Origin of the sequence: Paraburkholderia sp. Ac-20336 (genome assembly GCF_017105025.1) — a bacterium.
Taxonomy (GTDB): Bacteria; Pseudomonadota; Gammaproteobacteria; order Burkholderiales; family Burkholderiaceae; genus Paraburkholderia.
In genome coordinates, this window is record NZ_JAAGPS010000170.1 from 1 (window position 1) to 13,640 (window position 13,640).

Genomic DNA, 13,640 nt, shown 5'->3' on the forward strand with positions numbered 1-13,640 from the left:
AGCGCGCGCCCTTCCTGGGCGGCGACGAAGCAGTCTTCCATCGCATGCGCGAGTTCGACGCCGGCCTGCACGCCGACGATGCGCGCCGCGCCCTTCAGCGAATGCGCGGCGCGCATGCAGGCTTCGAGCGCGGCGGCGTCGCCGGGCGTGCGGTCGAGCACGAGCAGGCCGTCGTCGAGCACGCGAGCCTGGTTGCGCGCTTCTTCGCGGAACAGATCGATCAACGACGGGCGGCGCGGGTCGTCCGTCATCCGAGACTCCGGTTCAGTGTGTCGAACAGCGCGTCGGCGTCGAGCAGGCCGACGCTGATGCCGCGCCACGGCGCGACCGCCCGCGTGTGCGTGGCGGCGGTCTCCGACAGCGTGGCGGGCGGTGCGCGGAACGTCGACGGCGCGAAGCGGTGCACGCCGTCGACCTGATCGACCGGCAGCACCGCGTGCTCTTCGTCGCGCGCGATCACGAGCAGGCGCGGCAGATCGAGGCGCGTGCGGTCGTTGCGGGCGGCGGCGGTGTCGGGCTCGAAGCCGAGCAGATGCGCGAGCGACAGGCACACGAGCAACTCGCCCTGCACGTTGACGACCCCGAGCACCGCGCGATGCTGCCGATGCGGCAGCGTATGCACGGTGCGCGTCTGCACGATGCTTTTGAAAATCCGCGTGGGCAGCGCCAGCCATTCGCGGCCGATGCGAAACACGAGCAGCGATTCGCCGGTCTCCCGCGAACGCGATGCGTCATGGCCGTCGGGCAGCGCTTGCGGCGCCGCGTCCTGCTGCGGCAAGGCAGCGAGCGGCGCGGGCTGATCGAGCAGCCGTGCCGCGGCTACCTCGAACACCGGGCAATTGAGGCAGCGCACGTATTCGGCGAGCCGCTCGCACGACGAATCGCCGCGCACGCCGATGCGGTTCCAGCAACCGTCGATGCGGATGTCGCGGAACTCACGCACGGGACGATCCTTGCGCGCGCGCCGCGCGTTGCATCAGCAGGCGCGCGCCGTCGCGATCGCCTTCGAGGTCGAGCAGCGTCGCCAGATGCGCGAGCGCTTCCGGGTGCTGCGGATCGAGATAGATCGCCTTGCGATACTGGGCGCGCGCGACGTTGCTGTCGCCGTTGGCGTCGGCCAGAACGCCGAGCAGGTAGAACGCTTCCGCGTGCGGGGCGTGCTGTTCGAGATACGCGTGGATGGCCGCGGCGGCGTCCGCGAGACGGCCGGCGTCGGCGAGTTCGCGCGCGGCTTGCAGCGTGTCGCGCTCGACGGTCGTGGGGGCCGCCTTGCCTTGGGTAGCGCCTGGGGTGCCGAAGGGGGCCTTGATCTGCGTGCCGAACGGTGTTTCGAGGGGGACGTTGGCGTGCCCATTCATCTGCTGGGCTTGCGCCGGCTGTGGCTGCCATGCCGGTGTCGTGCGCGTCATGAGCGTGGCCGTGCGTGCCGGCGTCAGCGGCCTCGTCCACGGCGACGCGCCGGCATCTAACGCGGCAACCCGCGCCGCGCCGTCGAACGAGGCGCGCGCAACCGGATCGGGCCACGCAAAGGGCTCGGCCGAAAACACCGGCGCGGGAGTGGGCACGCGCGCGGGCGGCGGCGTCATCGCGAGTGCGGCGGCGGTCGCGAGCGGCGCGGCGTGCCAGTGGCTGGCCTGCATGCTCTGGGCCGAGGCGCGATAAAACGCGAACGCGAGCGGAATCTTCGCGGATTGCATGCCGTAGCGCATCAGCAGGCCGGTCTCGGCCGGACCGACGAACAGCGTGCCGTTTTCGGCCAGCACGCTATTGAGCGCCTGCAACGCGATCTGCTGCGTGTCGCGGTCGAAATAGATCAGCACGTTGCGGCAGAACACGAAGTCGTAGAGGCCGAGCGCGGGCGTGTCGAGCTGCATCAGGTTCGCGTGCGAGAAGCGCACCGTCTCGACGATGCGCGGCGCGAGACGCCAACCGTCTCCGGCCGGGCTGAAGTGCGCGTCGCGAAACGCGAGCGTGCTGCTGCGAAACGAGTTGCGCCCATAGACCGCGCGCTGCGCCGCGGCCAGCGAGCGCTCGTTGATATCCATCGCGTCGATGCGGAATTGCGCGGCGTCGAGGCCCGCGTCGAGCAGGGTCATCGCGATCGTGTACGGCTCTTCGCCGGTCGAGCAGGGCAGGCTCAGAATCCGCAGCGGCAGCGTGCCGCCGGCCGCGTGAGCGCGCTCCCGCAAGCGTTCCTGCGCGAGCCGCGCGAGCGTGCGGAATGCCTCGGCGTCGCGATAGAACCAGGTTTCCGGCACCGTCAACGCTTCGATCAGCGCCTGCCATAGCTCGGGCGACACCTGCGCCGCGTTCCAGTAATCGGCGAGCGTCGCTTCGGCATGGCCGTCCGCGCGCCACGCGGCGGCCTGCTGATCGACCGCGCGCTCGATGGCCCGATGACCGAGCGAGGTCGCGTCGAGCCCCATCGTCCGATGCAGCTGTTCGGCGAAGCGCCGGTAAAGCGGCGCGTTGTCGTGATCCGCGTTCATGCGTGCGCCTCGGGAAAGAGCAGCGCCTTCACGTCGTCGGTCAGCAGTGCCTCGACGCGAATCCACTGCACGAGCCCGCCCGCTTCGCTCGCGACCGGACCGAGATAGCGCGCGTGCGGCGTGTCGATGCCGGTCGCGCGAAATGCTTCGGGTTCCAGACGAATCGTGCGGGTCGCGCCTTCGAGCAGCAACGCCAGCAGGCGCTGGCCGCCCGCATGCGGATAGTGCACCAGCACGACGCGCGTCGACATCAGTGGCTCGGCGCGGCGGCCGAGCGCGAGCGCCGGCAGATCGATGACCGGCAGCGGCGCACCGTCGTGTTCGAGCACGCCCGCGACCCACGCCGGCGCGCCGGGGATCGTCTTCGGCGGCGCGCGCGGATCGAGCGGCATCATGCGCTCGACCTGCGTCGCGTCGATCACGTAGCGTTCGCTGTCGAGAGTGAAGAGGATGAAGAGCATCGGCGTGGACGGGAAGCGTGAGCGGGGCGGGCGCGGGTCAGGGCGGATCGCCTGGGCGATCTCAGGCCACGACCTTGAAGCGCGACACGCCGGTGCGCAGGCTGTTGGCAACGTGCGTCAGATCGTCGATCGCCTGGGTCGACTGACGCAGCGATTCCGCGGTCTGCTGCGCGGCCTCGGACAGCTGCGTCAGCGCCTGGGTGATCTGCTCGGCGCCGGTCGCCTGGGTCTGCATGCCCTCGTTGACCATCGAGAAACGCGGCGCGAGCTGCTGCACCTGCTCGATGATCTGCGTCAGATGACCGCCGACGTTCTGCACGTCGAGCATGCCGCGGCGCACTTCCTCGGAGAACTTGTCCATGCCCATCACGCCGGCGGCCACCGCCGACTGGATCTCCTTGACCATCTGTTCGATGTCGTAGGTCGCGACGGCGGTCTGATCGGCGAGGCGGCGGATTTCGGTCGCCACGACCGCGAAGCCGCGGCCGTATTCGCCGGCTTTTTCGGCTTCGATCGCCGCGTTCAGCGAGAGCAGGTTGGTCTGGTCCGCGACCTTCGTGATCGTCGCGACGACCTGGTTGATGTTGCTGGCCTTCTCGTTGAGGATCGCGAGCTTGGCGTTGACCGAGCCGGCCGCTTCCATCACATGGCGCATGGTTTCTTCCATGCGCGCGAGGCCGCTGTGGCCGGTGCCTGCGAGCGCGGCCGACTGGCTCGCCACCTCGGAGACTTCGTTCATCGTGCGCAGCAGATCGCGCGAGGTCGCGAAAATCTCGCGCGAGGTCGCGCCGATTTCCGTGGACGTGGCCGCGGTCTCGTTCGCGGTGGCCTGCTGTTCGCGCGAGGTCGCGGCGATTTCCGTGACCGAGGTCGTGACCTGCACCGCCGACTTCTGCGCCTGGCCGACCAGCGCGGTGAGTTCGTCGGTCATGCGGTTGAAGCCCGCTTCGAGCGCGCCGATTTCGTCCTGGCGATGCAGTTGCAGGCGTTGCGTCAGATCGCCGGTGCGGATCACGTCGACGACTCGCAGTACCTTCGCCATCGGCACCGTGACCGCGCGAAGCAGCCAGTAGCCGGCCAGCACCGCGACGATCAAGGCGAGCGCCAGCATCACGAGCAGCACGATGCGTGTCGTCTCGACCGACGTGCGGATGCTCGCGGTGGACTGGTCCGCGTAGCTCCTGTTGTCGTCGACGAGCTTGCGCGCCGTCAGCCGGCCGCTTTCCCAGACCGGCGTGAGCTGCGCGTTGAAGATGCGCGCGGCGTTGTCTTTCGAGGCGGCGAGGCTATTGAGCAGCGCCGTTTGCGCCGCCGTGTACTGCGTGTGGTATTGCCGGAATTCGTTGAAGAGGTCCCGGTCGTCGCTGCGGAAAACCGTCGCGCCGTAGTCGTTGAGCTGTTTCTGCAGCGACTGCTGCGAGTCCTGCAGGCTCGCGAGGTCGCGCTTCGTGGAATCGGCGTCCGCGTCGACGAAGATCAGGCGCTGCGTGATCGAATAGTTTTCGAACCAGGTCGCCCGTATCGCGGTCGCGTAGTAGAGGCCCGGCATCGAGTCCTGCTGCTGGCTTTTCGCGTCGCGGTCTATGCCGCCGAGTTGCCCGAAAGTGACGATTGCCATGGCGAGCATCACGATCAGAACGATTCCGAAGCTGCAAAGAATCCGTTGCCGGATGGTCCATTGTTTCACGCGCAGGCCCCCCTACCTTTGTTTCTGTTCGATTCCGCGTATCGACCCGTTGCGGGTCGGATCGACGGACCGGACAGTTTTACTGTCTATCGGATTTGTCCGACAGTTCATGCGGCGAATTCTACATTGATCGGAGGCGTGTTTTGGGCGGATTAGAGGGGGAAACACGGCACAAAACGCGGGATTGCAGTACGGTGCCCGCCCGTGCACCGGCAGGTGCCGGATCGAACGGCTGTTACAGGGTTAATGTTCCGTTACCACTTGCAGCATCTATTTCCGCGCATCCGCACGACAATCCATTCCATGCCTGAACGGGCGGGAGGCTCACATGAAAAAGATCGCAGTAGCGTTGGTGATGGCGGGCAGTTTGAGCGTGGCGGGGCAAGCCTCCGCGCACGGACATGGCGGCGATGTGGTGGGGGCGCTGATCGGCGGCGCGGTGCTCGGTGCGGTGGTCAGCGCGGCGTTGAATCCGGCGCCGGTGGTCGCGTATCCGCAGCCGGTCTATGCGCAGCAGCCGGTGTATCAGCCGGCGCCGGCCTATGCCGGCCCGCCGCCGGGATATTGCTACGACCAGTACCAGCGCGCGTATGTCGCGTGCGGTGCGCCGCCGCCCGGACAGTACGGATATGCGCAGCCGCAGCCGGGGTGGTGATCGCGTGAAGGTGTGCGCTCACATCGCGCGTGCTCTACGCAGACAGAAAGGCCGTCGCCCGATGCGACGGCCTTTTTTGTAATCGATGCATACACCGCTCAGTCTCAGTGTTTGTGGTGCAGCCACTCCGCGTAATGCGTATCGAGCCAGCGCTCGATTCTGGGCGGCTTTGACGGGTCGCGGTGATGACGGGACGCCATCCAGATGGCAAAGCCGACCAGCAGCATGACGGTGGGCCCCATCAGATAGGCGAGCAGCGATTCAGACATCGGAACCTCCGTATCGGCTTGCATCCAACTCTCAGTGTAGGCGATGGAAGCGGGGAAAGAACGACGATCTGAAGCGGTTGCGCGACGCTGGCGGGGTGTTTCGAAGGCCGATATGAAACCGGATTTCACCGGTTCTTTTTCTTTGTTTTCAGCTAATTGATAGGGGTTGATGGACGCCTGTGTACCATCGGTTGCGGCGCATCGAGGGAAACTCCCTACGCCGCCCAACCCTTGGCAATGCCGTCATCAGGCCATCCCGCTGCGCGCCTGCCGCGCGGCTTCGATCTGGATATCGACGAAGTCCGCCCAGCTCTGGAGTCGCTGACGTTGCCGCTCGGCTTCGTTGTGCGCTTCGCCGTGCGCCTGGTCGTGTGTGGGGTTGTCCGTTGCAGCGGGTGCGGGGTCCCGCATGGCGTCGCCGTGCGCGTCCGGTTGCGGCGAGATTTCGCGCAGATGCATCGTCGCGGTGCGGCGAAAATCATGCAGCACGAAATGCTCCATTTCGATCCCCAAGGCCTTGACCGCCTGATTTAACGTGCTTTTCGCGATCGGTCGATCGTCGCCCCGGACGCTCGGGAAGACGAAATTCTGGCTCGCCCGTGCGCGCTGCAACTCGCGCAGCATCGCGACGGCCTGGTGCGGCAGATACACGACGCGATCCGCATGCGCATTCAGACGCGTGGCCGGAATCGTCCAGCGCGCGTGGTCGAGATCGAATTCGGCCCACATTGATTCCACGAGGTCCGATTTGCGCACCATCGTCAGCACGAGCAGATGCAGCGCGAGCTTCAGCGGACGGCGGATGTTCGACGTGTCGACGGCCTGCAGCGTCGCGCCGATCTCGGCGCCGGACAGCACGCGCGTACGGGTGTCGAGCGTGGCGAGCGCGCGCGCCGGCACGACTTCGGCGGGATTGCCGGACGCGAGTTGCCGCGCGATCAGGTACGCGTACAGGCGCTTGACCACGTTGCGCGTATGCAGCGCCATCTTCGGCGAGCCACGGCTCTTGATGCGCTCGCAGATCGCGAGGATGTCGTCGGCGCTCACGGCACTGATCGGCTTGTTGCCGATCGCGGGCAGCACGTCCTTTTCGAGCGCGCGCCGCGTCGTGCGGCGATATTCGTCCGACTTGCCGGCCATCGCGGTGGCGAGATACAGCTCGGCGGCTTCGCGCAGCACGTCAGCCTTGCTTTCGGCGCCGCGGTCGCGCCGCGCGGTCGCGACCGGCGAGATGCCCTGCGCGACCATTTCCGCGTACTTCTGTGCCTTGGCGCGCGCGACGCGCAGCGAAATCATCCGGTAGTCGCCGATCGTGGCGAGCGGCTGGCGTTTGCCGTTCAGCGTGTAGCGGAAACGCCAGATCTTGCTGCCGGTCGTCATGACTTCGATGACGAGACCGTTGCCGTCGGCGACGCAGTAGCGGGTCGCGCGCGGTTCGAGCGCGCGGATCTGGGATTCTGTGAGGGGAGTAGCGAGGCGGGGCATGCGCGTCGGGACGTTGATGCGGTTGATGCACGAGGTGCGGTGATTCTAAACCGTATGCCGATTGTGTACCAAAGATTTGTCCGATTATGGGTAGGCAAGCTGGATTTTCTGCCTACGACGAGGGCGAGAAAATGACGCCAAAACCCTTATTGGAGAATGAATATAACGGAATTTCCCCATCGATTTTACTTGCCGATACAGAATCTACTGAAAATCACTCCAAGCAGATCGTCCGAACTGAATTCACCGGTAATCGAATTCAACTGATCCTGTGCCAGCCGCAGTTCCTCGGCGAACAGATCGAGCGCCTGCGCGTTCTGTTCGGCATGCGCGGCAGCCGTTGCCAGATGCTCTTCGGCCGCGCGCAGCGCAATCAGATGCCGCTCGCGCGCAAGGTACACGCTTTCCGCGCCCGCCTGCCAGCCGGCGATCCGCAGCAACTCGTCGCGCAGCAACGCGACGCCGTCGCCCTGTTTCGCCGACAGCCGCACCTCGCTCAGTTCGAGATCGGCGTCCAGCGCCTGCGTCGCGGGCGCGAGGCCCGTCAGGTCGGTCTTGTTCAGCACGCGCACGACCGGCACGCCGCTCGGGAAGCGCCCCGCGATCGTTTCGTCCTCGGCCGTCATGCCGGTGCGTGCGTCGAGCAGATGCAGCACCACGTCCGCGCGCTCGATTTCGCCCCACGTGCGCGCGATGCCGATCTTTTCCACTTCGTCTTCGGTCTCGCGCAGGCCGGCCGTGTCGATCACATGCAGCGGAATGCCTTCGATCTGGATCGTCTGCGCAACCTTGTCGCGCGTCGTGCCGGCGATCGGCGTGACGATCGCGAGTTCCGCGCCGGCCAGCGCGTTCAGCAGCGACGACTTGCCGACATTCGGCTGTCCCGCGAGCACGACCGACAGCCCCTCGCGCAGCAACGCGCCCTGGCGCGCTTCGCTCAGCACGTGCGCGAGGCGCTCGCGAATGCGGGCGAGCTTGCCGCGCGCGTCGGCGGCTTCGAGGAAGTCGATTTCTTCCTCGGGGAAGTCCAGCGTCGCTTCGACCAGCATGCGCAGCGTAATCACGTCTTCGACGAGCGCGTGAATGTCGCGCGAAAACGCGCCGTCGAGCGAACGGCCCGCCGAGCGGGCAGCGGCCTCGGTACTGGCCTCGATCAGATCCGCGACGGCCTCGGCCTGCGCGAGATCGAGCTTGTCGTTCAGAAAGGCGCGGCGCGTGAATTCGCCCGGTTCGGCGAGTCGCAGGCCGACCGCGCGGCCGGCGTCGATGCAGCGTTGCAGCACCAGTTGCAGCACGACCGGGCCACCGTGGCCTTGCAGTTCGAGCACGTGCTCGCCGGTGTAGGAGTGTGGCGCCGGGAAGTAGAGGGCAATGCCGCGGTCGAGCGGATTGCCGCTGGCGTCGAGAAACGGCACGTAGCTCGCGTGGCGCGGCGCAAGCGTTTGACCGGTGAGTGCCTGCATCAGCGGCAGGGCGGCCGCTTCGCCCGCGCGGCCGAACGAAATCCGCACGACGCCGATGCCCCCCCGGCCGGGCGCGGTAGCAATGGCGACGATGGGATCGGAGTCGGTCGTGAGCATGGGAGAGCGGGCAGAAAACAGGAGAGGAGAGCGAGCGGATCGGTACGAATCGCGGCGGGCCAATGTCGGCAGATGTGGGCCGATGCGGCGCGAGGCATTGTAACGCGGGCGCATCGGGCGGGCGTGCGGCGTCGCGGACGGCACCATCGCTCCCCGTTCGATCCCTCAAATTAGGATTTATCTTGGATAAGCTACGATTTCTATCATGCTGCTTGAGAATAATCTTAAAAATATAAGATGACCATCGCTCGCAAAGGCAGGCAGGATAATAAAAAGATAGAAAAATGCGATTTCGTGGAGCGCTTTGTCCAGCGCGCCCTACAAGCTAAATCTATCTCAAATAGGCAAAACATAAGCTTATCTGGTTGTCAACTGGTTTGGTGCCGAATTGCACAATCTGGCCCATGCCAACCGACAAAGAAAAAGCCGCTTTCGCCAAAAGGCTGAGAGATCTGCTCGAGCCGCTGAAAATCCGCGGCGGGACCAAGCTCGCCGAGCAGTTCAATCTACGCTATCACGGCGAGCGTCCCGTTACGCCGCAGACCGCGCACAAATGGCTCACGGGTACGACGATTCCAAAGCCGGACAAGCTACGCACGCTTGCCGAATGGTTGAGCGTCAACGAGCATTGGCTTCACTACGGCCCGCCGCCCGGTACGAACGCGAGACCGATGGCACGCGGCGAGAAATATCCGGCAACACCCGAGACGATCGAACTCGCTTCGAAGATCGCATCGCTCACGCCGAAAGACCGGAATCTGGTCGAGGAAATGATCGTGCGCTTCTACGGTGAGGACGTCGAGGACGAGTAAGTGCGCGGTTCGTCGCCAGCGCTTTTTCAAGCGCCCGCGAGATTATGAGAAAAGCCGCCTGGTATGCACCGGGCGGCTTTTTTGTTTCTGCGCGGTGGCGGGGCTGAGATCGCTGCCCGCGGCGGACAGGTGTTGGGCCGGTTTTGTCCTCGATTTGCTCGTTTCCGCGCGATGTAATACGGCTGCGTGATCGGCGCAATCGGCGTGGGCATCGTGATTCGGGTCCGGAGCGGATGGGGTGGCGTTGGATTCGGCCTGCTATGCGAGATCGCGAATTCAGATTTATCTTAAACAAGCTACAACTTCTACTGCACCATTTGAGAACAATCTTAAAAACATGAGACGGGTATCGCCCGCAAAGTCCCGCTGGATAATAAAAAGATAGAGAAAATGCAATCTCTTCGAACGCTTTGCCCGTGTGCCTTACAAGCTAAAATTATCTCAAATAAGAAAAACATGAGCCTGACTGGTTGTCAACAGGTTTGGCGCCGGATTGCACAATCTGGCCCATGCCGACCAACAAACAAAAAACCGCTTTCGCCAAGAGACTGAAAGACCTGCTCGAGCCTCTGAAAATCCGTGGCGGGAGTGACCTCTCCAGGCAGTTCAATCTACGCTATCACGGCGAGCGCCCCGTTTCGACGCAGACCGCGCACAAATGGATCTCGGGCACGACGATTCCGAAGCCGGACAAGTTGCGCACGCTCGCCGAATGGTTGAACGTCAGCGAGCATTGGCTCCATTACGGTCCGCCGCCCGGCGCGAGTGCGAGACCGATGTCACGCGGAGAAAAGTACCCGCCCACGCCCGAGACGATCGAACTCGCGTCGAAGATCGCCTCGCTCATGCCGCAAGACCGGCATCTGGTCGAGGAAATGATCGTGCGCTTTTATGGCGAGGACATCGAGGAAGAATAAGCGCGTGGCCAGTCGCCAGCCGCTTTTCAGCTGTCCGCGAGACCATGAAAAAAAGCCGCCCGGTTTGCACCGGGCGGCTTTTTCGTTTCTGCGCAACGGCGGGGGCGGAGAGTGCCGCCCGCCCGTCGCGAGCAGGCGTCAGGCCGGCTTCGCCTTCGACTTGCCCATCATGCGCGTGATGTAGTACTGCTGCGCGATCGACAGCACGTTGTTCACGACGTAGTACAGCACGAGACCCGCCGGGAAGAAGAAGAACATGACCGAGAACGCGATCGGCATGAACATCATCATCTTGGCCTGGACCGGGTCCGGCGGCGTCGGGTTCAGGCGGGTCTGCAGGAACATCGAGACGGCCATCAGGATCGGCAGGATGAAGTACGGGTCCTGTTGCGAGAGGTCGCGAATCCAGAGAATCCACGGCGCGCCGCGCATTTCCACCGACGACAGCAGCACCCAGTACAGCGAGATGAACACCGGAATCTGGATCACGACCGGCAGACAGCCGCCGAACGGATTGACCTTCTCGGTCTTGTACAGCTCCATCAGCGCGGCGTTCATCTTCTGCGGATCGCCCTTGAAGCGCTCGCGCAGCGCCTGCATGCGCGGCGTGATCGTCTTCATGCGCGCCATCGACTTGTAGCTCGCGGCCGACAGCGGGAAGAACACCGCCTTGATCAGCAGCGTGAGCAGCACGATCGACCAGCCCCAGTTGCCGACATAGCTATGGATCTTCGAGAGCAGCCAGAACAGCGGCTTCGCGATGATCGTGACCCAGCCGTAGTCCTTGACCAGATCGAGGCCCGGCGCGATGCCGGCGAGCATCTTCTCTTCTTCCGGACCGGCGAACAGGCGTGCCGACACGCTGACCGTTTGGCCCGGCGCAATGGTCGGCAGCGGCTGCTTCACGCCGACGCGATAGAGCGACGGATCGATTTTCTCCGCGTAGAACTCGCGCTTCGCGCCCTGCTGCGGAATCCACGCCGACGCGAAGTAGTGCTGGACCATCGCGACCCAGCCGTTATCGGCCGAATGCGCGTAATCCTGCTTGTTCTTGTCGAGATCGCTGAACGTCATCTTCTGGAAGTGATGTTCGTCGGTGTAGACAGCCGGTCCGATGAACGTGTGCGAGAAGCGCGGCGTATCGACCGGCTGGTCGTCGCGCACGAGTTCCATGTAGACCTGCGGCGTCACGGCCGTGGTGCCGACGTTCTGGATCTTCGTCTCGACGCCGATCACATAGCTGCCGCGCGTGAACGTGTAGGTCTTGATGACCTTCAGGCCGCCCTTTTCCGGCGATTCGAAGCTCATCTGGAACGAATTCTGACCGTCGGCCAACTGGGTCGGCTGATTCGGCATCAGCGTGAAGACGTCGTTGTGATTCGGGAAGTCGCCGCCGAGCAGGCCGGTGCGTGCCAGATACGTGTGGTTGTTCGTTTTGTCGAACAGCGTGATGACGAGGTCCGGCTGCTTGCCGTCGCCCTGCTTCACGAGCGCAAGCCGCGACAGCGTGCCGCCGCGCGTGTCGATTTCGCCGCTGTAGACGTCGGTGCTGAACTTGACGAGTTGCGATTGCGTGGCCGCCGGCGCGTTGCCGGGCGCGGCTGCGTTAGCGGCCGGCAGGTCGGCCGGACTGGTTCCCGGCGTCGTGGTCCCCGGAGCTGCGCCATCGGCGGTTTTCGTCGCCGTCGGGCTCGGGAAGAACATCGACGGGCGTCCGTGGTCGCGTTGCCAGTTGTCGAACAGCATGACCGCTGACATGAAAAAGATGACCCATAGGACGGTGCGTTTGATATCCATGCGTTGTCTCAGTGTCGATGGAACGGCGCGTCAGCGCTTTTCAGAAGTGGGTGGCGGGACGAGATCGATGCCACCCGCGGAAAACGGGTGACAGCGGCAAACACGCCTCACGGCGAGATAAGTCCCGCGCGCGGCGCCATGATACTGGATTGCCTCGCGCGCGTAATCAGAACAGGAAGGGTAAAAACGGCACCGGTTGCCGAGCATGGGGCTCACGGCAAGCTTGTAAAAACGCAATAAAGCGAAGAGTACCGTTTGCATGGCAGATGCGGCCGGACGGCGCCGCGCAACGTGGATACCGGGCGACGCCCGCGCCGCGGAGCAGCCGGCGCAACGCCGGTTGCAACGGCCGAGGGCGGGCGGTCGCCGCGTCATTCCGTCTTCGGCGCCTCCGCGGGCGGCGCCTGACGACGGGTAATTTCGCGCGCGGCCTTGTCGAGCAACGCTTCGATTTCGCTGCGGCACAGCGCCTTCAACGGCGGCGACGACGCGCTCGGTAAAGCCTTTTTGTCGAAACGCGTATGCAGACGCAGCAGCACATCCCAACCGCCGAATTCCGCGCGGCGCAACCGGAAGGCCTCGCGTGCGATCCGGCGCACCAGATTGCGCGTGGCCGCGCGCGGCGCATACTTCTTGCCGATCACGAGGCCAAGACGCGCCTCGTTGCCGGTGGGCCGGCCGTACACGACGAAGTGCGCGGTACGGCGCCACGGCCGCAAACGAAAAACGGATGAAAATTCATCCGTTTTTAGCAGCCTTGCGGCTTTGGGGAAGGCGGCTTGCGCTCGCAACGGAACCGAGCCCGGTTGCTGCGCCCCGGCCGCTCCCGCTTCGCCGCGGGCTTCGGTCACAGCGCGCAATCCGCTCGCCTTAGATGGCGAGACGCTTGCGGCCCTTCGCGCGACGTGCGTTGATGACCTTGCGGCCACCTGCGGTCTTCATGCGAACGCGAAAGCCGTGGGTGCGCTTGCGACGGGTAACGGAAGGTTGGTAAGTACGTTTCATGTTGCTCTCACTTGATCGAAAAAAACCGCGCGATCATCGCTGAAAGCGCAATGGCCGGTGGTTTGCTGAAATTGGTTTTCGCGGAACCCGCTATTTAAACCGGTTTTCCGTTGACCGTCAATAGTTTAGCCCGGTCCGGCAGCGCTTCCTGCTCATCCGGCCAGTTGATCCGTCCCTGTGGATAACTCCCTTTCGGCTCCGTTTTGGCGTTAGAATCTCGCCTTACTTCCCAAAAATGCTGCACGCCGCCCCGGCTCGCTTGCTCCGCAAACCCTTGTGGCACAAGCGCCTGGGGCTGTTACGCCTGGCTGCACAGGGCTTTGTTGCGCGCGCGCGACAGGGGCAGCGGCGACCGCCGTGCACACCATAACGACAGCAACTCGATGAACGAATTCTGGCAACACTGTTCCGCATTGCTGGAGCGTGAGCTTACGCCCCAGCAGTACGTGACGTGGATCAAACCCTTGGCCCCGGTCGCCTTCG

16 protein-coding genes are annotated in these 13,640 nt (G+C 64.5%); 4 read left to right on the forward strand and 12 right to left on the reverse strand.

The features are described 5' to 3' along the window. The 5 genes from GXB81_RS28490 to GXB81_RS28510 all read right to left on the reverse strand — a co-directional run. A partial coding sequence (locus GXB81_RS28490; RefSeq protein WP_205990948.1) for an Hpt domain-containing protein occupies positions 1-251 on the reverse strand: 251 nt, incomplete at its 3' end. Next, on the reverse strand, positions 248-943 hold the full coding sequence (locus tag GXB81_RS28495; protein WP_205990949.1) for a chemotaxis protein CheW: 696 nt from the start codon (positions 941-943) through the stop codon (positions 248-250). The genes GXB81_RS28490 and GXB81_RS28495, both read right to left, overlap by 4 nt. Next, positions 936-2,489, reverse strand: coding sequence for a CheR family methyltransferase (locus GXB81_RS28500; protein ID WP_205990951.1), 1,554 nt, complete (start codon positions 2,487-2,489; stop codon positions 936-938). Before GXB81_RS28500 ends, GXB81_RS28495 begins: the two co-directional genes overlap by 8 nt. Further along, positions 2,486-2,950 (reverse strand): chemotaxis protein CheW, encoded by a 465-nt coding sequence (locus GXB81_RS28505; RefSeq protein WP_167050047.1) that lies wholly within the window; start codon positions 2,948-2,950, stop codon positions 2,486-2,488. Before GXB81_RS28505 ends, GXB81_RS28500 begins: the two co-directional genes overlap by 4 nt. A 61-nt stretch (positions 2,951-3,011) precedes the next feature. After that, positions 3,012-4,637 (reverse strand): methyl-accepting chemotaxis protein, encoded by a 1,626-nt coding sequence (locus tag GXB81_RS28510; protein WP_167285306.1) that lies wholly within the window; start codon positions 4,635-4,637, stop codon positions 3,012-3,014. Between the two features lie 328 nt (positions 4,638-4,965). Between GXB81_RS28510 and GXB81_RS28515 the strand changes: the two genes are divergently transcribed. Then, positions 4,966-5,292: an ecotin precursor gene (locus GXB81_RS28515; protein WP_167285307.1), complete on the forward strand. Its 327-nt coding sequence runs from the start codon at positions 4,966-4,968 to the stop codon at positions 5,290-5,292. Positions 5,293-5,396: 104 nt separating this feature from the next. Here GXB81_RS28515 and GXB81_RS28520 read toward each other — a convergent pair whose 3' ends face one another. From GXB81_RS28520 to mnmE, 3 genes are all read right to left on the reverse strand, one after another. Further along, a complete protein-coding gene (locus GXB81_RS28520; protein ID WP_167050041.1) occupies positions 5,397-5,561 on the reverse strand; it encodes a hypothetical protein in 165 nt (54 codons plus the stop codon). A gap of 246 nt (positions 5,562-5,807) precedes the next feature. Next, the gene (locus tag GXB81_RS28525; RefSeq protein ID WP_205990952.1) at positions 5,808-7,046 is read right to left on the reverse strand and encodes an integrase arm-type DNA-binding domain-containing protein; all 1,239 of its coding nucleotides are present in this window, start codon (positions 7,044-7,046) and stop codon (positions 5,808-5,810) included. A 185-nt stretch (positions 7,047-7,231) separates the two neighbouring features. Then, positions 7,232-8,626: a tRNA uridine-5-carboxymethylaminomethyl(34) synthesis GTPase MnmE gene (mnmE, locus tag GXB81_RS28530; RefSeq protein ID WP_167050037.1), complete on the reverse strand. Its 1,395-nt coding sequence runs from the start codon at positions 8,624-8,626 to the stop codon at positions 7,232-7,234. Between the two features lie 404 nt (positions 8,627-9,030). Between mnmE and GXB81_RS28535 the strand changes: the two genes are divergently transcribed. Further along, positions 9,031-9,438 carry an XRE family transcriptional regulator gene (locus GXB81_RS28535; protein ID WP_167050035.1) on the forward strand — a complete coding sequence of 136 codons (408 nt, stop codon included), beginning with the start codon at positions 9,031-9,033 and terminating at the stop codon, positions 9,436-9,438. Between the two features lie 509 nt (positions 9,439-9,947). After that, entirely contained in the window at positions 9,948-10,355 is a 408-nt protein-coding gene (locus tag GXB81_RS28540) for an XRE family transcriptional regulator (RefSeq protein WP_167050033.1), read from the forward strand. A 138-nt stretch (positions 10,356-10,493) separates the two neighbouring features. On the opposite strand, the gene yidC is transcribed toward GXB81_RS28540, so the two are convergent. The 4 genes from yidC to rpmH all read right to left on the reverse strand — a co-directional run bounded on the left by yidC (position 10,494) and on the right by rpmH (position 13,157). After that, positions 10,494-12,152, reverse strand: a complete 1,659-nt coding sequence (yidC, locus tag GXB81_RS28545; protein WP_205990953.1) for a membrane protein insertase YidC — start codon at positions 12,150-12,152, stop codon at positions 10,494-10,496. Between the two features lie 30 nt (positions 12,153-12,182). Further along, entirely contained in the window at positions 12,183-12,413 is a 231-nt protein-coding gene (yidD, locus tag GXB81_RS28550; RefSeq protein ID WP_167050029.1) for a membrane protein insertion efficiency factor YidD, read from the reverse strand. Positions 12,414-12,523: 110 nt separating this feature from the next. After that, entirely contained in the window at positions 12,524-13,012 is a 489-nt protein-coding gene (locus GXB81_RS28555; RefSeq protein ID WP_205193403.1) for a ribonuclease P protein component, read from the reverse strand. A gap of 10 nt (positions 13,013-13,022) precedes the next feature. After that, positions 13,023-13,157, reverse strand: coding sequence for a 50S ribosomal protein L34 (rpmH, locus tag GXB81_RS28560; RefSeq protein WP_004198824.1), 135 nt, complete (start codon positions 13,155-13,157; stop codon positions 13,023-13,025). Positions 13,158-13,480: 323 nt separating this feature from the next. Here rpmH and GXB81_RS31660 point away from each other — a divergent pair. Then, on the forward strand, positions 13,481-13,640 hold a 160-nt coding region (locus GXB81_RS31660), incomplete at its 3' end, for a DnaA N-terminal domain-containing protein (protein WP_241016558.1).